Source organism: Branchiibius hedensis, from assembly GCF_900108585.1.
Taxonomy (GTDB): domain Bacteria; phylum Actinomycetota; class Actinomycetes; order Actinomycetales; family Dermatophilaceae; genus Branchiibius; species Branchiibius hedensis.
In genome coordinates this window covers 24,824-46,149 of the sequence record NZ_UESZ01000002.1, presented here as the reverse complement: position 1 = coordinate 46,149, position 21,326 = coordinate 24,824, and the positions used below count along the sequence as shown (strand labels likewise).

Annotated in this window: 14 protein-coding genes; 4 read left to right on the top strand and 10 right to left on the bottom strand. The window is 65.1% G+C overall.

Features of this window, described 5'->3' with window-relative positions:
- Window positions 1-286: 286 nt before the first annotated feature.
- The 6 genes from DR843_RS18730 to DR843_RS18705 all read right to left on the bottom strand — a co-directional run bounded on the left by DR843_RS18730 (window position 287) and on the right by DR843_RS18705 (window position 8,790).
- A complete protein-coding gene (locus DR843_RS18730) occupies window positions 287-1,261 on the bottom strand; it encodes a carbohydrate kinase (RefSeq protein WP_170119950.1) in 975 nt (324 codons plus the stop codon).
- A 60-nt stretch (window positions 1,262-1,321) separates the two neighbouring features.
- The gene (locus DR843_RS18725) at window positions 1,322-2,437 is read right to left on the bottom strand and encodes a hypothetical protein (protein ID WP_109689258.1); all 1,116 of its coding nucleotides are present in this window, start codon (window positions 2,435-2,437) and stop codon (window positions 1,322-1,324) included.
- 1 nt (window position 2,438) lies between these two features.
- Entirely contained in the window at window positions 2,439-4,334 is a 1,896-nt protein-coding gene (locus DR843_RS18720) for a hypothetical protein (protein WP_109689256.1), read from the bottom strand.
- A 10-nt stretch (window positions 4,335-4,344) separates the two neighbouring features.
- Window positions 4,345-5,484, bottom strand: coding sequence for a phosphoribosyltransferase-like protein (locus tag DR843_RS18715; RefSeq protein WP_109689254.1), 1,140 nt, complete (start codon window positions 5,482-5,484; stop codon window positions 4,345-4,347).
- Complete coding sequence (locus DR843_RS18710; RefSeq protein WP_146202639.1) at window positions 5,481-7,061, bottom strand: HAD family hydrolase; 1,581 nt, start codon at window positions 7,059-7,061, stop codon at window positions 5,481-5,483. The genes DR843_RS18715 and DR843_RS18710 overlap by 4 nt, the downstream gene beginning before the upstream one ends.
- A gap of 607 nt (window positions 7,062-7,668) precedes the next feature.
- Entirely contained in the window at window positions 7,669-8,790 is a 1,122-nt protein-coding gene (locus DR843_RS18705) for a hypothetical protein (protein WP_146202638.1), read from the bottom strand.
- A gap of 1,289 nt (window positions 8,791-10,079) precedes the next feature.
- Between DR843_RS18705 and mobF the strand changes: the two genes are divergently transcribed.
- The 4 genes from mobF (at window position 10,080) to DR843_RS18690 (ending at window position 16,890) form a co-directional block, all read left to right on the top strand.
- Window positions 10,080-11,387, top strand: a complete 1,308-nt coding sequence (mobF, locus tag DR843_RS20425) for a MobF family relaxase (RefSeq protein ID WP_211310350.1) — start codon at window positions 10,080-10,082, stop codon at window positions 11,385-11,387.
- A gap of 53 nt (window positions 11,388-11,440) precedes the next feature.
- Window positions 11,441-12,205, top strand: coding sequence for an AAA family ATPase (locus DR843_RS20420; RefSeq protein WP_211310349.1), 765 nt, complete (start codon window positions 11,441-11,443; stop codon window positions 12,203-12,205).
- A complete protein-coding gene (locus DR843_RS18695; protein ID WP_211310348.1) occupies window positions 12,202-16,083 on the top strand; it encodes an AAA family ATPase in 3,882 nt (1,293 codons plus the stop codon). The genes DR843_RS20420 and DR843_RS18695 overlap by 4 nt, the downstream gene beginning before the upstream one ends.
- 156 nt (window positions 16,084-16,239) lie before the next feature.
- Window positions 16,240-16,890, top strand: coding sequence for a prepilin peptidase (locus DR843_RS18690; RefSeq protein WP_146202637.1), 651 nt, complete (start codon window positions 16,240-16,242; stop codon window positions 16,888-16,890).
- A 17-nt stretch (window positions 16,891-16,907) separates the two neighbouring features.
- Here the strand turns inward: DR843_RS18690 and DR843_RS18685 are convergent, their stop codons facing one another.
- The 4 genes from DR843_RS18685 to DR843_RS18670 form a co-directional block, all read right to left on the bottom strand.
- The gene (locus DR843_RS18685; RefSeq protein ID WP_211310347.1) at window positions 16,908-17,573 is read right to left on the bottom strand and encodes a hypothetical protein; all 666 of its coding nucleotides are present in this window, start codon (window positions 17,571-17,573) and stop codon (window positions 16,908-16,910) included.
- Window positions 17,570-19,024 carry a type IV secretory system conjugative DNA transfer family protein gene (locus DR843_RS18680; protein ID WP_109689246.1) on the bottom strand — a complete coding sequence of 485 codons (1,455 nt, stop codon included), beginning with the start codon at window positions 19,022-19,024 and terminating at the stop codon, window positions 17,570-17,572. Before DR843_RS18680 ends, DR843_RS18685 begins: the two co-directional genes overlap by 4 nt.
- Entirely contained in the window at window positions 19,021-19,473 is a 453-nt protein-coding gene (locus DR843_RS18675) for a hypothetical protein (RefSeq protein ID WP_146202636.1), read from the bottom strand. The genes DR843_RS18680 and DR843_RS18675 overlap by 4 nt, the downstream gene beginning before the upstream one ends.
- A gap of 202 nt (window positions 19,474-19,675) precedes the next feature.
- Entirely contained in the window at window positions 19,676-21,325 is a 1,650-nt protein-coding gene (locus tag DR843_RS18670; protein ID WP_109689243.1) for a peptidoglycan DD-metalloendopeptidase family protein, read from the bottom strand.
- Between the last annotated feature and the right edge of the window lies 1 nt (window position 21,326).

Sequence of the window (21,326 nt, the reverse complement as noted above, 5' to 3'; positions counted from 1 at the left end):
CCAGCAAATACACGATCCTAGATAACGACATGGCGCCCAGGAAAAGCCTTGCTCGGGGCTTTGCGCCAGGACGGCCACGTTCTGCTACGCCGGCTCACCCCGGTCCTCCGCGCGGGTCACGTAGCGGTCGATTCAAATCAGGCCCAGACGTCACCTCGCCTCGTCAGAGTGGGTCTCTGGCGATCTATGGGGTCCATCAGACTTCCGGCCGATCTCGTCAATTCTTAGTCGAGCCGTGCGGGCCAGCGTGCCCGCCACTCGGCTGGTCGGCGACTAGGCCTTGCGGTCAAGCGGCCTCACACCTTGGGCAGCTGACGAGGTCTGCCGCAGGGCTGTTGTTGACGTGCTGGGTGGCCGCGTGAGACGCCGCAGGAAGGAACAGGTCGGGCCGAACCGCGACGGCTTGCGACTGGGCGTACATTCCGCCTCGCGCGCCTTCGAATGCGCAATTCCAAGCCGCGAGTTCCTGGCCGAACTTCAACGCAGTGGTGACGGAGGTGACGGATGCGGCGTCCAACGTCTCAACCCCACGGCTTGCGAGCTTTGACAAGATGCCGGCGGTGCACCAGTCTCCGGATCCGCACGAATCGCGTACGTCCGGAGCCGGCGCGGAATTCAGCGTTCGCCATCCGGGGTTGCGCCGATTGCGCGGGAGCCTGAATCGGAGACCTTCAGATCCCAGCGTCTGAATCTCGAGCCGCAGGTTGCCTGAACCATCGCTGGCCGCCAAATCGGCCATGCGCTGGTCGGCGTACTTCACGATGTGCGCGAGTCCGAGCGCTTCTTTGAACAGTTTCTCGTCGCCGCGTCCGGAGGGCTCGAACATGACGACGGCGCCGCCTTCGGAGGCTTGAGTCGCTAGGTCTAGGGCTCCTCGTGAGACGCGGTCGAAGAAGTACACCGAGGTTTCGGGGATGTACGGAACGACCTGGTCAACGACGTGACGGGTGATCGGCTTGAAGGACGGCAGCCAGCCACCGCAGCGCAGGCACGACCAGGAGAATCTGTGGGTAGAGCCGCCACTGCTTGACGCCTTGATCTGCTGGACGATGATCGGGGTGTTGGCCGCTGGGCCGCAGTCCGCGAGATCAAGGTGGACGCCCCACCTCTTGAAGTCTGCTTTGACCCGCACTGCGGCTGCATCGTCGTTCAGGCGCGCAATCGGGTATGCGTCCCAACCCAGCCACGCAAGGATGGAGAGGACGTTTCCACAGGTTCCTCCTGCCCACGATCGCACCGGTGAATCGGGGTCAGCGCTCACCACGAGATCCAAGGCGACCAGCCCAGTGCCCAGAATTTTCGGAGCCTGTTCAGGCATCTCTCAGACCTCTCTTCTCAGGGCCGGACGCCAGCTAGCGTACGCCTCGCCTTCGAGCCAGAGATGCAACAGGCCCGGGCTTGCCGCAATCTGGCTGGTCATGGATGGGGTCGCCGCCGGGGCTTCGAGTTCGTAGTTTTCAGCCTCAAGATAGGCGACGGGAAGATCCCGCTCCATGCTGGCCATGAGTGCCCCGAGTGCCGTGAGCTTGCTACTCGTAGGCGACACGATGGTGGCGGAGCCTCCGCTGCCTTCGAAGACCGGCTTGCGCAGATCATCGATGCGCAAGATGGTCCGATAGACGTCGAGGGGATCGTCCTCATCGGCGTACACGATGTTGCGGACGTCGACCTCCCAGGTGCTCAGCAGTTCTTCTCGATACTCGAGCGCGAGGTCGTCTGCCAACCTCGGATCGCGTGCGGGGAAGGGCAGGATGGGGCACGTGTCGTCGGGCTGAACGAAGTCGTAGATCCGGCGGATTTCCTGCTGAGCCCCCGAGGCAAGCTGGGGCATCCATAGCCTCGCAGGGCTCTGATCGCGGTCAACGCCGAGTGCTCCGCTGAAACCGTGGACCCACCCCGGGCGGTCCCCGGCAGTCCGCGTGATCCGCGCATCGATGCCTGGATCGTGGGTGACCGTGACGTGGAGATTCTTGGGTTGCACCTTGCGGGCGAACTCCTCGACCAGGAGGCGCACGATCGGGAAGCTGGTTCCGATCGAAAGCGCACTGATGTCCACGATGACGTCGTCGTAGGACCTGAGGTCCAGTTCGCTCACTGCGTGAGCTGCTCGTCTTCCTCCGACGATCGCGCCGTCGTTGCCGAAGATCTCGACATCAGTCACGTGTAATGTCGATGCCAGTTCTTGGAACAACTCGAGGTTCTTCTCTGCAGCAGCCGTCAGAGCGTCCGTGGGTCCGGGCCTGTGCTCTCGGATGAGGTGGAGTTGCACCTGGGCGCCGCTGCGGTGGAGGTGCTGAACCGCGTTGCAGGCGCGCGGGTCGAATCCGGCGCCACCGACCACGAGGACGTTTCGTCCTTGGAAGTACGACGCGAAGAACGGGCTGACGTCGTCGGACCGGTGCATGACGCACTCGCTGTAGCGTCCCTCTTCGCGCATTTCAGGCGACCTCGACGCCAGCTATTAGGTTCCGAACGTCACGCTCCAAGAAGCCCCCACGGCGCAGGGTGAGCCCGTTGGCCACCGCCACGGGGCCGCCAAGCTCAAGGAGGCACCACAGCCGGTTCTTTGTCGAGTGCTCAGTCTTCAACACCAGGGCGTTGTAGGCGACAGCGAACTGCAAGATCCGGGCGAGACCGGGATGCTTGTCCGGTAGTGCCTCGAATTGCTCCTGCGGGATACCCCAAGCGTTGGGGCCACCGCCCAGTGATGCATTGCCCTCAAGGCTCCGATCGACGCATTGCTTGGCCATCAACTCAGTGAGCGCTCGCACTTCTCTGTGGTGGGGGAAATCCCAGGCCTCAATGATCTCCGTTGAGCGTTGCCGGATGAGACGATGCTGGTCATGCGCAGACAGCAGGGCTCGCTTTCCTCGCACGAGTTGGGTTTCTGCTTGCGTCACCAGGCGGCCGGCGAGGTGGAGGAACTGCTCGGCATTTTCCGACGAGGCATCGCATAGGGCGTCGAAGCCAACGTAGTAAGGAGCGTCCCATTCGTGCAGCAGGTGGATACGAGCGCCGTCGATCACGCTCGAGTCGATGGTGATCGGCTTGTTCGGTTCGAGGTCCTCATCACTGAACACGTCGAGGGCTAGTTGAGGAGTGCGCTTGCCGAATCGTTCGAGGGCGATGGCGGTTGCGGCGAGGATCAACGCCGGGTCACTGGTGTTGGCCGATGACCGATCGAGGTAGCCCTCAACCTTGGCTTGAAGTTCGCGGCGCTGGGAATCGGAGGCACCGACCCGCCGTTGAACGACGCCTACTCGTCCAGCGAGCTCCCCGAGCCTCTTCTCCGTCGGAGCAGCGATCTCCGTGGCTAGCAAATCACTGAAGTCCGTAAGACCCCTGCGGCTGAACGGCTCGATCTGCCCCAGGTAGCGGTTCGACATATCTCTGGCCATCTTGCGGAAGGCGGTCCGTGTGGCTCGTCGCTCGGTTAGCTGCATCCGAATCTCGGTGGTGACCCGCAACTTCTGAACGTCAGGTTCGCCTTCTTGACCAAGCACACGTGCCGGATTAAGGGCGTCGAGTCGGGTGAGGATCCAGCGTCCAACCCGCATCTCACGTTGAGTGAGCCAGCGCTCCAGTCGTTCGTACTGGACGGGATGGAGGGAATGTGCGTCGTCGAACATCGCCAGCGGGGCGGCGTTGATGCGCTGCCCCTCCCACGGAAAGCTAATCGTCTCCACTACGTCGAAGGGGTGGTATGCCTCGCTGACAGCGTCTCCCAACGAATCCAGCGGAGGCGGTACCAGTGCGCGGACAATCTTGTAGAGCGCCCGCTCGACGTCGCGGGCCCTGTCAAGAACCGCCTGACCGTCGCGCCCGCCAATCTGTTCTAGCGCCGCCTCGGCGCCAGCTCGAGGAACGATCTCAACCTCGCTCAACACGACGCTGGACTCGTTGAGTTGGCGCAGCCAGCGGATTACCGACCGCGCTTCGAGTAGCCGTGTTGTTAGGGACATCCGAATCTCTTCGGGGTAGGGAAATTCCCAGAAGTCCCGGTACTCCGATTCGAGGGGTACCCGCGCACCAAGAACCTTCGGAGTCAGGTCTTCCAATACGCCGCATTGAGTGAGGGCATCTGCGAGCGAGCGATACGTTCTGACGTTGCGGTTGCGGAGCAGGCTGCGGACAGTGTCGTACTCAAACAAACGAGCAAGCGTGGTCTTCCCACTGCCTGGTGTGCCCGTCACGATCGCAAGCCGGTCGTACAGCGTGCCGTCCGTCGCCGGCTGCTTGAAGAAGGTCATGAGCGGCTCAGGGGTCACCACGGCCAAGAAAGCCTCGCTGTCGGCGAGGTACTCAGTTGCACGCTTCTCGAATGGATTGGCCACCGTAGTCCCCTTAAATATGCCGCTGTCGGCGCCGAAAGAGCGGTCTCATCGCCGGGACCGCGTCCTTGCCGTCCGCTGGTGCGGAGCCAGCCGTCTCTGCCCAGAGAAGCGGCATCGAGTTGTTCGGGGTGTTGTGGTCGAGAATGAGTGGCAACGCGCACCCGCCGTAGCCGAGCTTCATGTCGGCGGTGCCGCCTACAGCGGTGTGCCTGCTGGTGATGGAGTCGTCGTAGTACTCATTAGCGAGCGCGAGGAATGCACCGTCGGCGGGGTTGTCTGCGTCAAGCGGGAGGGACTCCGGTAACCAGAGCCCATACGTGGTCGAGATGTTCGGCGGAAGCCCGGCTTTGGCTAAGGCGCCCTTTCCAGCATCGAGGCGATCGGCCAGCTCTTTCCTCGCTTTGGCGGTGCCGACATAGTGGTGGATGAAGACTTGGTAATCGTCTTCGAAGATCCTCGCTTCGAGCACGTCTTGGGCTTCTTGCACCGACGTAGCGAACTTGGACAACTTCCCCTTGGCCTTGCCGTCGGCGAGCCGGAAGAAGGAGGTACCGGTCGCTGCGAAATCATCGATCAAGTACACGGCTCGGAAGGTGGCATCATCGTCCTTGAGATCCCCGCGGAGCTCATCCAGGAGATCCTCCCACTTTGCGCGGTCGAGCTGGGTCGAGCCAACGACCTGTTCGTTGGTGATCAGGCCGACGTTCTGGTGACGGATGTAGTCGACCCTCGCGCCGTCGCTCAGACCAAGGAAGAGCGTCCGGCGGCGCAGTCTGCCGATGCGCTCGCGCGCCTCTTCGTTGGCCAGGAGAGTGTGCCGCGGGGTGTCCATCTGCTTGGCGACCGCCGTGAGCAACTCGGGGTGGACGAAGTTCGCATAGAACTGCCCGACGAGCTTTTCCATCTCAGAAGGACCGATGTACACCAGCCTGGTCATGATGAACTCGTAGGCAGCTTCCCTCTGATCCGAATCAAACTGCTGGAGCCAGGATGCCAAGCTCTCGGTGAAACGGACACCAGCCTCGAAGTCGCGGTAGCCGTCGTACTTTAACGTCGCCATGAGGCGAAGGCGCTGGAACTGGTCGTGGGCTTTGTCGTCGTCCCAGTCCATGACGCTGCTCAAGACCCGTAGGCCAAGGTCCGGGTTCATTCGCCCTCCACCCTGAATCTGCCAAGTCCGTCCTGCACCTCCACCGATCGCAAATAGTAAAGGGTCGCGCGGCTCCCCCGCAGCGCTTCTGGTGCGATGTTCCAGCACCTCGCCAGGTCTGGACTGACCTGTTCGACACTGAGGCCAAGGGGTGACGCCAGCATCTCGTGGTCGTTGCCGGGCCAGCAGCCACGGTCCCCGATTCGCAGGATGTCATTCGTCTTCGCATGTGACGCCACTGCGGCAACGACGTTGAGCTTCGAGGCGTCGGAGTCAAGGACGTCGATCGAGTGACTCGATCGCACGACGCGGAGTGACGTCAGACCCTGTTCTGCAACGACAGCTTGGACGCTTTCCCACAGTCTGTCCTCTGAGAGTCCTCCTTCGGCCTGGACAGTCAGCTGGTGTCGTCGAAGGGTGAGCTTCAGTCCGCCCCCGTCGCCTCTGAGCTGATCGTGCAGCAGAGCAAGTGGTCCGGCGGGCTGCTCGACGCCAGCCAGGGGCTGGGTATCCCCGAGCTCGCGAATCTCTGCCCCGTTGTAGTAGCCGACCGTTACGAGCGACCAGAGGTCTTCGGGGATGACCTGCCTCAGGTCGGAGCCAGCAGATCTCCCTCGGCCTGTGGCGATTCCTAGGGGCAAACCTCCGCTGAGTATGCGAATCAACTCTGCAGTGACGTCGTCGCGCGGCGGCTGGAATCGGTCAGGTGTGTCCACGATCGTTCCGTCGTAGTCGAAGACGATGCCTCCAAGCGCGGTGTTCGCGAGATTCATCTCGAAGGCTCGGTAGGCCGCTGCGAGGGCCTCTGCCGAAGACTGTCGAAGGTCGGAGCTCTTCGGTGTTGGCCGCTGTTGCTCTTTGCGGGCGATCGACATCTGTGACCGCGACCTAGCCTGCGGCTTTCCCAGTGGAAGTCCGTAGAGCTTGCGGCCGAAGTCAGGCACACCGGGTTGGCCCGGGTCGATGCCTCGTGCGAACCCCAGGGCTTCGGTGATGTGGAAGGCCGCGAGGATCGACGTTAATTGGGCTGCTTCGCGCTCGCCCGGGATGTCGATGACAGCCGTTGGGAGGTCGGTAGGCAGCAACCGGGTCGTCCGTCGGGCCAACGACCTATCCGAGTCCGAGACAAGGGCCAGCACGCCGCTATTGGATCCGTTCTTTGCTAGCCAGTGATGGCGGCCGTGCGCGAAGTGTCGGTAGTCGGCTAGTTGCACTCCGACGATCCCAGCCTCGATCAACTTCGACTCCAGGTCAAACGCACCCAAGCTGGTGTTTGCGTCGTGGAGGACCACCAGGTGCTCGCGTCCTGCGGCGGAAAGGGCCGCTTCGCGCCAGCCGCCCCGGTACGTCTCGCCGAGGTTCTCCTCAAGCAGTTTGGAGATGGCGTGCCACTCCTCTTCACGACCTTCTAGTTGGAGGTAGGCCCGGGTGGTGACGGCACAGAAGGCTAGCAGAGAGTTGGTCGCAAGGAAGCCATCCTTCTTCGACGGAATGCCCAGGTGATGGAACCGTACGACTGGATCGGCACTCGCAACTCGAGAGAGAGCGCTTCGACTACGAACTGTTACGACGTTCACGGCGGCCACTTCGGCCCGGCGCGCGGCGGAAACCGCCGCTACGACGTCGACGTTCGAGCCACCTGCGCTAAAGATCCAACAATGCGAATCGTGTTGAATTGGCTCAGTTCGGAACTGATAAGGAGTCAACGCTGCACTTGGCTCGAGAGCAAACGTACGGTGCAAGCGCGCCAAGTGATACGCCGCCGAGAGCGACCCTCCCGACCCAACCGCGACAATCGGCCTACTCATCCCTCGTTCAAGGCACGTCACGAGGTCCGAGATATCAGCACTATTGACCCAGTCAAGGGTGGCTGAGAGTTCGGCCATTTCCGACCGATAGGGGCGGGCCACGGAGCACCTTTCGCTGATCGAGGACGACGTTCGTCTCACCGAGGAGGCTACCGATCCGCACCGACAGTTCTGCCAACCCAGTCTCCCCAGCCCTGGCGCGGCCGTCACCTGGTCGCTGGCTGGAACGGCAGGCGCTGTTCTGGTTGGCGAACATCCCGATCTCCCGCATGCCCTACCTGACTCGTGCCAGCGGGCTGTGTCGCTGTGATGCCATGCCCGTGGAGGCTGGAGCAGGCGCCGCGGGCAGCGCAAGTTCCAACCGGCACCAGCCGGGTCACAGAGGGGCGGGAGGCTTGGTGTCCGGCTGAGCCCGAAGTGGATGGGGCACATGGTCGTCTGGACTCGCGACCTCGGGAAAGCTGTCAATCCAGCCGGCCATCTCTGCAGCGTTGAGCGGAAGATAAGCCCCGAAGCTGCGAAGCTCTGGGGCGCTCGACAGAGCGGTTCGTGCCTCGGCATCGGTGAGCAGCGCGTCGCAGTAGGCGTACGCGACTGCGAGGGCGTCGATGTCGGCGATGTGATTGGTCTTCCACCGGTGACCCGGGTTGCGGTGATAGCGAGTCTTCATAGTGGCCGCGACTTGGATCTGCGGCATCGCGGCCCAGAGAGTCACCATCTCGGCGGCCTCGGGAAGTTCGTGCGGAAGGCCCTTTTCTTCACGTTGCTGGAGGTGGTGAACGAAAGCAGTCATTCCTTCGTGCGTGACCTCGCGGGCGAAGATGAGGTCGCGCAAGCGACCGCGTCGCCAGGATGGGTACTTCTTGAGGGTCGCCGAGGTCTCGAGCTCGAATGCCAGGCGGCTCTCGGTGCCGACTTGGAAGGTCTCAGGGGCGTAGCCACGGGCGCGGAGGTCCGCGATCTCGGAGTCCTGCGGGCCTTCCAGGAGCTTGCGCTCCATGAAGTAGCGCATCTCGACCAACTGGTTCTCGAACGCCTCGTCGCCGAGTTCCTCACGCAGTTGTGCTTCGGTGTCTTCGCCAGTGATCTCGTTGAAGAACCTGAATCCACCGCTTCTGCCAAACGCCCACAGCGCGGAGTCCCCCAGGAGCGGCATCGAGGCATAGCTCGGTGGCGCGCCATAGACCTTGTCGAGACCCGCGGCGATCTCCATTTCGACGATGGATGGCCGGCCGGGGAGATAGGTGAAGTCCGATAGCTCCTCCATCACGTCCGCGACGTGACCGCGTTGGCGCGGACTCGGAACCGAGTGCGCGACCTCCTGGAAGTGGACCGCGGAGAGAGGGAACACCGCGCGACGCTCCGTCTTTGCACGGCGAGCCGCCGCCAAGAGGTCCGTATACCCAGGGAGGACTCTGATGGGTCTGCCTGAGTCCATGACATGGCCGTCCGCTGCCCGGCTGGCCTTGGCCATTTCGATGTAGTGGTTCAGGTCCAAGTAGACGAGCGGAACCGGTGGACGAGTGACACTCGCCCACACCAACGCTTCAGGTACAGGTGCTCTCAGCATGGCGACGAGAACGATACGGCCCAAGCCCCAACCAGGGCCGCAGAATATGAAGTGCGAGTCAGGCGGGTGCCGATCCAAGACTCGTGGCGATCACCCGCACCCCGGTTCGCCAGAGCCGGGGTCGTTGACTACCTGCGTCCTATCCGACGCCGCCGTTGCCGGGCACCTGCACCGCCGATTCGGCGTCTGCCGTGGCGTGGCGCACTCGGCCGATTCGAGTCCGACCCATCGGAGCTCAAGGCCGAGGCCCGTCCCAGTCTAGGCCGGCGTCTGCAACTCCGACACGTCGCTTTCTTCGAAGCCAGTCAGACGCCTCGTCGCCGAGCCGAACCTGGTCTGCCTCGACCTCGTCCAGCAGATGAGCGGTCCGGACCCGATGCGTACGGGGACCGGGTCAACTGTGACCCGTAGATCTTGACATTGACAGCGAGTCAGTCAGATTCCTCGGCATCTCGGCATCTCGCCACACCAGTTCACGTCATAGCGCCAGTATTTCCTTTTCAATTACTGACCGCCAGAGCCACTCACCTGCCTTCAGGTGGGTGTGACGATGAGCATTCACAAGCTGACGGCGGGCTCCGGGTACGACTACCTGACCCGGCAAGTCGCCGCCATGGACGCCACCGAGAAGGGCCACACTGGCCTCACCTCGTACTACCTGAGTTGGCTCAATGGCCTTAGTGCCTTAACCGTGCCCACGCCCGAAGGCGTTTGTGCAGGTCAGAGCGCTGATTCCCTCGAGAACTGCGCGATCAGCCCCTCACTTGGGTGCAAATCCAAAGGACTCCTCCCGTGTCGCTCGACCGGGCAGATGTTCCTGATTGCGCGGGATCGTTCAGCGGGTGCGCGAGTTCTCCTCTTACACAACGCAATTCGGGCAAGCTTGCACATGGAGTCGGCAGACCCAAGCGCCATTCCAGCCCAACGAGCGCACGCACCCGCACCCTGGGAGTCGCAGTGCTAGCTCGCTTAGTGCCTTGGCGATGCCCTGGGCACCGCATCACCGCAGGTCAGCGCCTTGCCAGCCCTCGGCCACTACCGGGGTGACCCAAGTCAGGGGGTCAACTGTGACCCGTAGATCTTGACATTGACAGCGAGTCAGTCAGATTCCTCGGCATCTCGGCATCTCGCCACACCAGTTCACGTCATAGCGCCAGTATTTCCTTTTCAATTGCTGAGCGCCAGAGCCACTCACCTGCCTTCAGGTGGGTGTGACGATGAGCATTCACAAGCTGACGGCGGGCTCCGGGTACGACTACCTGACCCGGCAAGTCGCCGCCATGGACGCCACCGAGAAGGGCCACACTGGCCTCACCTCGTACTACGCCGAGAAGGGCGAGGCCCCCGGGGTCTGGGTCGGTTCCGGCATTGCCGGGATCGATGGGCTGGCTGCCGGCGACGTCGTGACCGCCGAGCAGATGCAAGCCTTGTTCGGCTCGGGCCACCATCCCCTCGCTCACGAACGGCGCGAGCACCTCCAGGGACCCGACCTGACGGACAAGGACTACCGGTCGGTCACCCGCCTCGGCGTCCCGTACAAGGTGTTCGCAAACGACGTCTCCGCATACCGGATGGAGGTGGCTAAGCGGCTGGCCGCGCACAACGAGGCCGCGGGACTACAAGGCGACTGGCCTGTGCCTGCCGAGGACCGCGCCCGGATCCGCACCGAGGTGGCGCGTGAGTTCTTCCGCGCCGAGCATGGCCGGGATCCTGAAGACGCCCGCGAACTGGCGACCACCATTGCGAAGCACTCACGCCCGAAGACGCAGGCCGTCGCCGGCTTCGACCTCACTTTCAGCCCGGTGAAGTCGGTTTCGACCCTCTGGGCGATCGCCGATCAGAGCGTCGCCGCCAGGATCGAGCGCGCTCATCAGGCCGCCGTCAAGGACGCGTTGGAGTTCATCGAGCAGCACGCGCTGTTCTCACGTGAGGGCACCAACGGGGTCCGCCAGGTCGACGTGCAAGGGCTCGTCGCGACCGCGTTCACTCACCGCGACAGCCGCGCCGGCGACCCCGATCTACACACCCACGTCGCGGTCGCCAACAAGGTGCAGACGACGGAGGGGAAGTGGCTGGCGATCGACGGCCGCGTCCTGTTCAAGGCGACCGTCGCCGCGTCCGAGACCTACAACAGCGCTCTTGAGCGACACCTGAATGCGGACCTCGGGTTGCGATTCGAGGAGCGCGATAACGCAGACCAGCGCAAACGCCCGATCCGCGAAATCGTCGGCGTCGATCCGGCACTCAACCTCCGCTGGTCGGCCCGACGCGCGAGCATCGAGGAAAGACGATCCACGCTTGCCACAGAGTTCCAGCGCACCCATGGCCGCCCACCGACACCGGTCGAAGCGATCCAGCTAGCGCAGCAGGCCACCCTGGAGACCCGCGAGGCCAAGCACGAACCGCGCACCCTCGCCGAGCAGCGTCTCGCGTGGAGAGAGCAGGCACGTGAGGTACTCGGTGGCGACGCCGGAATCCGCTCAATGTTGACTTCGGCGATCGGTCCCTCCCTCCCAAAAGGCTGAGCCGGTACGCCCGGGTCGACGTCGACAACACGGCCCGGGCAGTCATCACACAGATGGAAAACCGGCGGTCCAACTGGCAGGTCTGGCACGTTCGTGCCGAGGCCGAGCGGCAGATCCGCGGCACCGGGGCATCCCCCAAGCGCATGCCAGAACTCGTCGACCAGGTGGTCCGACATGCGCTCACCTCCTCGGTCTCCATGGCCAGGCCCGAGCGCGACATCGTCGAGCCAGAACCGCTCCGCCGGCGGGACGGGTCCAGCGTCTACACGGTGGCCGGTTCCGACCTCTTCACCTCGGCCAAGGTCATCGAGGCCGAGAAGCGTCTGGTGGATGCGGCGGGTCGCTTCGATGGGGTCGCCGTCGAGGAGCTAGCCGTCGATCTGGCGTTGATGGAAAGCACTGCCAACGGCGTCAAACTCAACCCAGGACAGGCCTCCCTGGTGCACGACATGGCAACCTCCGGTGCCCGCCTACAACTGGCCATCGCACCCGCCGGGTCCGGCAAAACCACAGCCATGCGCGCCCTCTCGGGCGCTTGGATCGAGGGCGGTGGGCAGGTGCTGGGCCTGGCCCCCTCGGCCGCCGCGGCCTCCGCACTGCGTTCACAGATCGACACCAGCACCGACACCCTCGCCAAGCTCATCCATGAGATCACCGGCCGCGACCCGGATGCGCGCACCTGGCTCGACGTGCCCGTCACCGAGAAAGACAAGGCAAAGGCTGCCGGTGCCCACTGGGACCCGAACGCTCGCTCCTGGTACGCCCCAACGGCCCGACACAAGTCGCCCCCGGCGCGGCGCTGGAGCCGTGGCGAGTGACGGTCACCGACATCGGCCCCAAGACCCTGGTCGTGATCGATGAAGCCGGGATGGCAGACACGCTGTCGCTCGACCTCGCGGTCCAGTTCGTGCTCGAGCGAGGCGGCAGCGTCCGGCTGATCGGCGATGACCAGCAACTCGCCGCGATCGGCGCCGGTGGCGTGCTGCGAGACATCCAGGCCACCCATGGCGCCTGCCGACTTACCGAACTAGTCCGGTTCGTCGACCCCGCCGAGGGTGCTGCCTCACTCGCACTACGCGAGGGCCAGCCCGAGGCGCTCGGGTTCTACTTGGACCGAAACAGGGTTCATGTCGGCGACCTGGCAACGATGACCGAGGACGTCTTCGGAGCATGGCAGGCCGACCGCGGCAAGGGCCTGGATTCGATCATGCTGGCACCGACGCGCGAGCTGGTGAGTGAGCTGAACCAGCGGGCGCGTGCCCACCGGCTGGAGGGCGCAGACCCCGCTGCCGGCGCCGGTGAGGACGCACCCACGGTGCGCCTGGCGGACGGTAACCAGGCCAGTGTCGGCGAACTGATCATCACTCGCTCCAACGATCGACGGCTGCGCACAGCGTCCAGCGACTGGGTGAAGAACGGCGACCGCTGGACCGTTCTGGAGATCGACGGTGGCGCCTTACGGGTGCAGCACGCGCAAAGCGGCCGGTTGGTCACGCTGCCCGCCGACTACGTGCAGGAGAACACGGAACTGGGCTACGCAACGACCGTGCACACGGCCCAGGGCGTCTCGGTGGACACCATGCACGGGCTGGCCAGCGGCGACGAATCGCGGCAGCAGCTGTACACGATGTTGACCCGTGGCAAGCAGGCCAACCACGTGTACCTCGAGGTCGTCGGGGACGGCGATCCGCACAACGTCATTCGCCCAGAGCTCACGCATCCGCTGACTCCCACGGACCTGCTCGAGCGGATCCTTGCCCGCGACGACGCACCCCGCTCGGCTACCACGATGCTGCGCGAGCAGAGCGAGCCGACGACGCTGCTCGGTCAGGCCGCGCAGCGCTACCTCGACTCGCTGTATGTCGCGGCCGAGCACCAGCTCGGCCCAGAGAAGGTCCAGGCCCTGGAGGCAGACGCGGAGCGTGTCGTCCCCGATGTCACCGAACAGCCCGCCTGGCCGGCGCTGCGCGCCCATCTCATTCTGACCAGCGCACACGGCGTCGACCCGATCGCCAGGCTCCGGACCGCGGCCCAATCGCGCGAGCTCGACACCGCCGGCGACACCGCCGCGGTTCTGGACTGGCGCCTGGACGACACCGGCCTGCGCGGCGGCGGCCGCGGCCCACTGCCGTGGATCCCCGGCGTGCCCACCTCACTGGCCAAGAACGAAATGTGGGGGTCATACCTCGCCCAGCGCGCTGCGAAGGTCACCGATCTGGCGACCACGGTTCGTGAGGCAGCGATCGCTGACGTGACACCCAGCTGGGCCTCGTCCGGCGCGGGTCGCCCGGCTGATGCGGTGCTCGGCGACGTCGCCGTATGGCGGGCCGCGATGCTCGTCGACGACGCCGACCGGCGGCCTACCGGTCGGGCACAGATGCAGAAGGCTGCGGCACTCTGGCAGCGCCAGCTGAATGAGCGACTCGTCGGTGACCGTGCCCCCGCGATGCAGGAGTGGGGCGAGCAGATCGCTGCCTCCTCTCGCGCCACCATCCGCGATCCGTTCGCGCCGGTCCTGGCCGAACGGCTCGCCGCGATGGCCCGCTCCGGCGTCGACGCGGCCGGATTGCTGCGGCGCGCGACCGCGGCCGGCACCCTGCCCGACGATCACGCGGCGGCAGCGCTGTGGTGGCGGATCAGTCGTCACCTGTCGCCAGCCGTCGCCGAGCAGGTCGACAAAGACCGACACATTCAGACCGCCTGGACCCCTCGACTGCCGGAACTGCTGGGTGAAGACCGCGCCGCTCAGATGCAGGAAAGCCCCTGGTGGCCCACCCTGGTCACGACCGTCGACCGTGCGCTTCAGCGCGGATGGTCGGTCGATGAGCTATTCCGTGGTGAAGCAACAAGGCCGCTGGAGCCCGGCGACGATCCCTGCCAGGCATTGGTGTGGCGACTCACCGTCGCGATGGACCCCATCCCCGACGAGCACTACGACGCCTACCCGGACGAGCACGAGGACCTGTGGGACCACGTCCCGTTCTCCGACGACGCCACCGAGGTGGTCCCGCCGGACCTCCCGGTCGACCAGCAACCGCCGCCACTCGACGACGAGGCACCCTTCGACGACCTCGGCGAGGAGACCATCGACGCGGAGGCGCTGGATCAGCAGCTGCTCATGGCCGCGCTGCGCCGCGACGTCCTTGGCCCGTTGGAGGTGTCCGACGAGCAGATCGCCCGGTCGGCCGAACGCGCGATGCGGTTCGTGGACAGCCCGGTCAGCGTCCAGCGCATCGCGCAGATCAACGCGCTCACGCTCACCTACTACCGCCAGCAGCTACCTGGGTCGTGGGCTGCGCAGCACCTCTCGGATCGGTTCGACACCGATCTCGCCGGCGATGAACGCTTCCAGCCCGGGTTCGCCCCTCCCGGTTGGGACCGTCTCGTCAAACACCTACGCAGCATGGGAGTCAGCGACGAGGAGATGGTCGCCGCCGGTGTCGCGAAACAGAACGAGTCGACCGGGCGGATCCGCGACCACTTCGTCAACCGGCTGGTGTTGCCGATCATCCACCGCCGCGACGGCTGGGAGAACTTCGAGACCGCGCCATTCGCCGGCGGCGATGTCGTCCTGGGATTCGTCGGCCGTCGCCACCCGGACCTGACCGACGAGGACAAGAAGGGTCCCAAGTACCTCAACAGCCCCACCACCCCGCTCTTCGCGATGGGCGCGCAGCTGTACGTCGCCGGGTCGGACCTGTACGGGCGCGGTGCCCGGCCCGTGCTCGTCGAGGGTCCGATGGACGCGATCGCCGTCACCCTGGCCGCACAGGGCACCCGGGTGGGTGTCGCCCCCCTGGGCACCTCGCTGACCGAGGAACAGGCCCAGCAGCTGGCCGCGATCAGGGAACACTTCGGCGCTGGTAGCGCCACCGACCTAGACTCCGCGGCCGCCCGGTTCGACCCCTGGCTGATCGTCGCAACCGACAACGACAAGAACCTGTCAGGACAGGTGGCCGCCGAACGGGACTACTGGCTGCTGGCCCCCCACGATCTTGACCCCGGTCACGCCACCTTCCCCTCCGGTCTCGACCCCGCCGACATGTTTACGATGCGCGGCCCAGCTGCTCTCCGCGACGCACTCCAACAGCCCCGTGCGCTGGCTGACACGCTGCTGGAGGAACGGCTGTCGAACTTGCCCCCCGACCGGGCCAGGATCGCCGCTGCCCGGATCCTCGCGACCCGCCCAGCACGGCACTGGAGCGACGGCACGACGCGCATCTCCGCCAGGTTGCGACTCAGCACTGTGTTGGCCAGGCGCGATCTCATCCCGGCCGCCGAGTCATGGAACGACGATCGACGCAAGGCCGCCCGGTCGCAACTCGACCAGGTCGCCGATGTGCGGTCTCGCATGCAGCAGTCAGCGCAACGGCCACCCCAGGAGCGGTGGGTCGGCTTGGCCGGCGAACTCGATCCGCGTCTCCCCCGCGAGGCTGACTGGCCAGCGTTGGCCCAGATGCTCGAGGAGGCCTCCCTCGAAGGTCACGACGTGCCCGCGGTCACGCGCCGACTGGTGGCCGAGCGCGCGCTAGCGGCGGACCAACCAGCCCAAGATCTGCGATACCGCTTGGTCGCTGCCTTCGACGTCGCTGTCGACACAGGCGGGCCAGTGGCTGCCAAGGCACCGGACGGTGCTGCGCAGGAGCGTCGAACATCCGAGGTTTCGAGCCACCGACCGGGAGGCCCCCGCCGGTGACGGGTACCGCCGTCCTCGAGCCGGAGGCGTTGAGGGTGTGCCCGCTACGCGCGGGAGCGCCCTCCAGCAGTTGGGTGATGCTCTCAGACAGTCGTGCGCCTGACGCCTGTGGATGACGCGAATGCTCGCGTGCCCGAATCCCGTACCGTCATCGGCATGGGGACCATCGACTTCACCATTGCGGCAGCAGCCGTTGGAGCGCTCGTCGGTGTGCTGAGCGTCCGCAGCCTGCGCACGCTCAGGTACCGCCGTGACAACGAGGTGGCGTTGCCGCGCCCGGATACGGCCTGGGTGTTGCCGGCCGCGGTGCTAGCCGCCGTGATCCTGACGATCCGGCTGGCGCCGAACCACCCGTCGACACTGATCCTCCTGGCCCCGCTGACGGTGGCCGGCCCCTGGCTGGCCGCGGTCGACCTCGACGTGCACCGGCTGCCCGACCGTGTCATCGGGCCGGTCGCGGCGAGCTCGCTGGTAGCCCTCCTGTTGGTCTCCACTGTGAGGACCAGCTCCTCGATGCTGGCACTCGGAACGGCCGGCCTTGTTCTCGCTGGCGGCGGCTACTTCGCGCTGCACCTGATCGGGCGCGGTGCGCTCGGTTTCGGTGACGTCAAGCTGGCGGCCATCGTCGGTCTCACTCTCGGCGCGCTAGGCCTTGGAACGCTGTGGTGGTCGCTGCTGCTGTCCTCGGTGCTGTGCCTGATCTGGTTCGTGGTCGCGAAACGGCGAAAGCCCAGCAGCACCCGGGTCGCGTTCGGACCCTGGATGCTGCTGGGCTCGCTGGTGGCCGCCGCGGCCTTCGGCACCTAGGCGGCGGCTCGCCACGTCTATTCCGCGTCGGGGCCGTCCAGGATCTCGCCGGTGTCCAGGTTGACCGCCGCCAGTCGTGGTCGACTCTCGTCGACCACGACCGCCTCGTCCCTCTTACGCCCATAGGCAGTGGTTCGCACGTCAGCCGCGTACGCCTGCCCCCGGTTGTGAATGGACTGATCGCTGACGTGCCGGCTGTAACGACTCCGCGCTGGCCAGCCCTGGTGCCCCTCCTCGCAGTGGTCCTTAACCCGGTTACGCATCCTGTCGGCGAACGCCGGCAGCGCGTAGCGGTGCCACTCCTCCATAGCGTCACTGTTGAGCGCCAGTCCTGCTCGGCGGCGTTGGTCTGCAAGAACGGCGATCTCGTGCACGAGGTGCGGGTGCTCGGGCCAGCACGAGGGGATCATCCCGGCGACGTCCCAGACGTACTCGCGGTTGAGCCAGTTGACCACCTCTTCCAACCACTCCCACAGCTGCTCGCGCAGTTCGGGGCGTCGACAGGTCGGCGGATCCCACGGGCGCGGCAGCATGTGGAGCGGGCCGAGAGCCTTGACCTGGTCCTTGTCACCGTTGGCGGCCATATTGAGCTCCCGGTAGGCCAGCCGCAGCATGCTGCCCCCTTCCGGGAACGGCCGCGTCATCGAGGCGACTCGGGGTTCACGCTCCGCGTCAGTACTCACTGGTGACTCCTGTCCTTGGTCAGGCTCCGGCGCTTGGCTTCCACCAGCGCGGCGGTTGTTCGGGCTTCAGGGGTGACGATCATGTGGCGTGCTGCGTCGAGGGAGACGCGCAGCTTCTCCTGCTCGGCCAGCAACCGTTTACCCGATGCACCGTCGATGCATCGGTGCAGCCGGGCGATGATCGGCTTGCCGTTCTCGGCGATCACCAGCGCGTGACGCTCCTCCAGCTGTCGAATCTCCTCCGGTCGCAGAATCGGGATGTCCTCCCCTGACGTGGTCCGCCCACCCATCTGGCCGGTCTGCCAGCTGGTACGTGCGACCCGGACCGTGCCGACGAGATCGGAGATCTCCTGGTTGAAGGCGACATCCTTGGATCCGCCAAACATGATCAGGGTGTTGGTTAGGCCGAACAGCGCTCGGGCGTCGTTCTCGCCGAAGATCGAGGCCAGCTGACGCCATGTCTGCGCCGCGTAGATGAATGCCAGGCCCAGTGCGCGCTCATTCGCCATCCTGGTCCGCAGTGTCGGCAGTGGTGCGGTTGATGGCAGCTCGTCGAGGCAGGCGAGGAACGGTGGACACAGCCGGCCCCACGGCGAGCTGTTGGCAGCGAGGAGTGCCGCGTCGAGGACGTACTCGGCGACCGCTGTCATCAGCGGCGACGCGCTGGCGTACGGGTCCTCGCGACCGAGCAGGTAGATGGTGCCGCCCTCCCGGATGATCTGACCGATATCGGTGGCCGGTCGACCTGGTCCGGGTACGCACCGCCGGCGGATCTCCTGCTGGAAGAACAGGCTCATCGACTGCTGCACCGTGGTGATGGTGTTGCCCGCCGTGCGGTCGTCGCCGTGCAACGCACCGTGCAGCAGTCCGTGCCAGAACGGTGCAGCGTGCGGGTGCTCGCGCAGGATCTCCCCAGGATCGGTGTTGCTGAGCGGGTTAGCGACCCACCGGAGCACGTCCTCGAGGGTTCTGCCAGTGAGCGCGGCGGCGTGAAAGTACGCCTGGAGCACTTTCGCGGCCTCAGCGGCGTAGAACCGTGCGGCATCGTCACCCTGCCCTCCTTGGATGGCTCCCTTCACGGTGCCCGCTGTGAACGCCTTCGCCCGTCGTTCGGCGATCATCGAGTCGACGCATCCAGCGATCGGATCAAAGATCAGCTCCGTGAGCCCGTCCGCCAGCCCGAATGGGTCCAGCACTGCGCATGGCCGACCGTCACGCTGCCGTTCGGTCAGGCTCAACAGCAGATCCTCGACCTTGGTCAGGGTGACGAGCGCGCCCCCTGGTGCTCCCAGCAGTGCCGGGATCAGCACGTCAAGGGTTTTGCCGGAGCCCTGGGGCCCGATCACCCCTGCGGTCCGGTCCCACGGCTGCCACAGCTCCCCGCCTCGCGGTTCGTGCGCGGCGCCGATCTTCCACCCGATATCCCCCGGGTTCACCCGCAGCGCCTTCATCGAGTCTTCGCCTTGCCGTAGATGTCTGGTCGGACCACCGGTGCCACCTTCCGCAGCCGTGAGCGCCCCAGGAGCTTCTCGGCTTCCTCGCGGGTAGCCATCCCGCGTAGGCGATTCGGACCCCACCGGTCCAGGCCCACCTTCGCGCCCCAACACGCCGCGACAATCAGCGCCAGCTCGACGCCGATCACGCACGCCGAGAGCAGGTGCTTTCCGGCGACGTCGTGCATGCCGGTCAGGCCGCTTCCAGCATCGCCGCGCGCGATGTCCGGCAGGCTGGTGAACAGGTTCGCGCTCGGTACCCACGCCCACCCTGCCCCGGCGAGCAGGTTTGCCAGCGACCGGCCAGCCTGCACACCTAGCGTTAAGACCAGCACGATGGCCAGCACCACCCCGGCCGGAACCTCCCAGGTCCACGGGATCGGGTCTCGTCGACGAGATCTCTGCATCGTTCCTCCTAGATCGACTCACTGACCTGAAGGCGCCACGACCCGCCTTGACGGTCACACTGTTCGAGAACGTCGAAACCGAAAGATGAGCGACCTCCGAGTGCGACGCGTCGGTGAGGTGTTCCGCCACCACCTCGGCGGACTATCTCAGAGGACACTCCCGCCGACATCAGCGAGAAACAGATGACAACAACCAAAAAAATCACATCGTCTTTTTGCCCTTATCGCTGATATTACCTACACGCCAAATTTCGAAAATGTGCTTGGTCTTCATGTTGTAGGAGTAGTCGCTCATGGTGACGCCGATCTTTGGGCTCTGGGCACCTATCGCCTGGTGCTTCGCGGGATCGAACACCATCTCCACGTGGCCGATGACGTTCGGTCCGAGATATGAGTCGTAGAAAATTAGATCCCCCGGCTTGGCATCGCCTGGCGAGACGCGGAAACCATTTCCGGCCGCAAGCCAAGCTTGCTGCGCTCCAGCGGTCCGGGGCATCGTGATTCCGAGCTGGCGGTACGCCGCCGAGCTGAAGCTTGAGCAATCCCACGTGTTGGGCCCGTTCGCTCCCATCACGTAGCCGTCGCCCAGGTGACCTTCTGCCCAGGTGAGCAGCTTCTTCACTCGCTCGTTCGTCAGCGGCGGAAGCTGAGGATTTCCGTCCCCAACACCGGTCCCACAGTCGGTCGGGTCTCCCAGGACCTCGCCGCCCCCATATTTCGCCGCATAATATAGAACGTCATTCACATACCAACTCGCGTGATTGTATGCAAAGATGGCACGTTTTACGCCCGCCTCCCCCTTGGTGACCCCGCTCGCCGTCAGGTAGTTGGCGGCCGACATTGCGCTATCGGCGTCGTTCGTGATGATCGCTTTACCGTCGCCATCACCATCGACGCCGTAGGTTGCCCACGTCGCTGGCATGAACTGCATAAGCCCTTGTGCGCCAGCACTGGACGAATGATTGTTGCGGCCGTGGCCCGTCTCTTCCATGCCGATTCCTGCCAGGAGCGTCCAGGGAATCTTGTACTTATTCGCCGCGCGTACGTAGTCGGCTTTGATCGCGTCCGGGATCGACAGCGGCGGATTGTGCAGAGAGTCCTTGCGCGGTTCGCCCGGCGCTGGAAGGGGGAACCCAATCCCACCCTCTCCGCCCGGGTCCTTCACTGGAACGCCGGGGTCCGTAGGTGACTTGCCACCCAGCGGCGACTTCCACGGGGGCGGGGTCGGTGGCCCCACGGAAGGTGTTTTCGCAGGAGGTGGGGTTGGTGCGACAGCCTGCCCGTTGAGCGGTGCTCCGTGCTGGGTCATGAACGGAATCGGATCGGTGAACGTTCCGTTGATCGCGACGCCGAAATGCAGGTGGTTGCCGGTCGAATTTCCGGTCGATCCTTCAAGGCCGAGACGCTGGCCGAGGGTGACCGTCGCGCCTACCTTCATCGCCGGGTCCAGTTGCGCCATGTGCCCGTAGACGGTGGTGATCCCGGATCCGTTGTCGAGGACGACGGCGTTGCCTAGTCCCCCATACGGGCCGGCCACCTTCACCTTGCCCGCGGAGGCAGCGAGCACCGATCCCGGTTGGGGCAGCATCGCCAGATCGACCCCTTGGTGGTTGGTGGAGCCGATCCCGCCCGGTGACATCCGGGGGCCAAATCCTGAGGTGATCGTGTATTTCTGCGCGGTGGGAACTCGCCATGGGCCAGTCGCTACCGTCGAACCACCCTGGCAGTCCTGAGCTTTCAGTTCTTCGCCCGCGGCGGGTGAGGCCACCACGACCACCATGAAGGCGGCGAGCAGTGGCACAGCGGTCAGGATGGCCAGCACCATCGTGAGCCCGACGACGAGTTTCTTCATG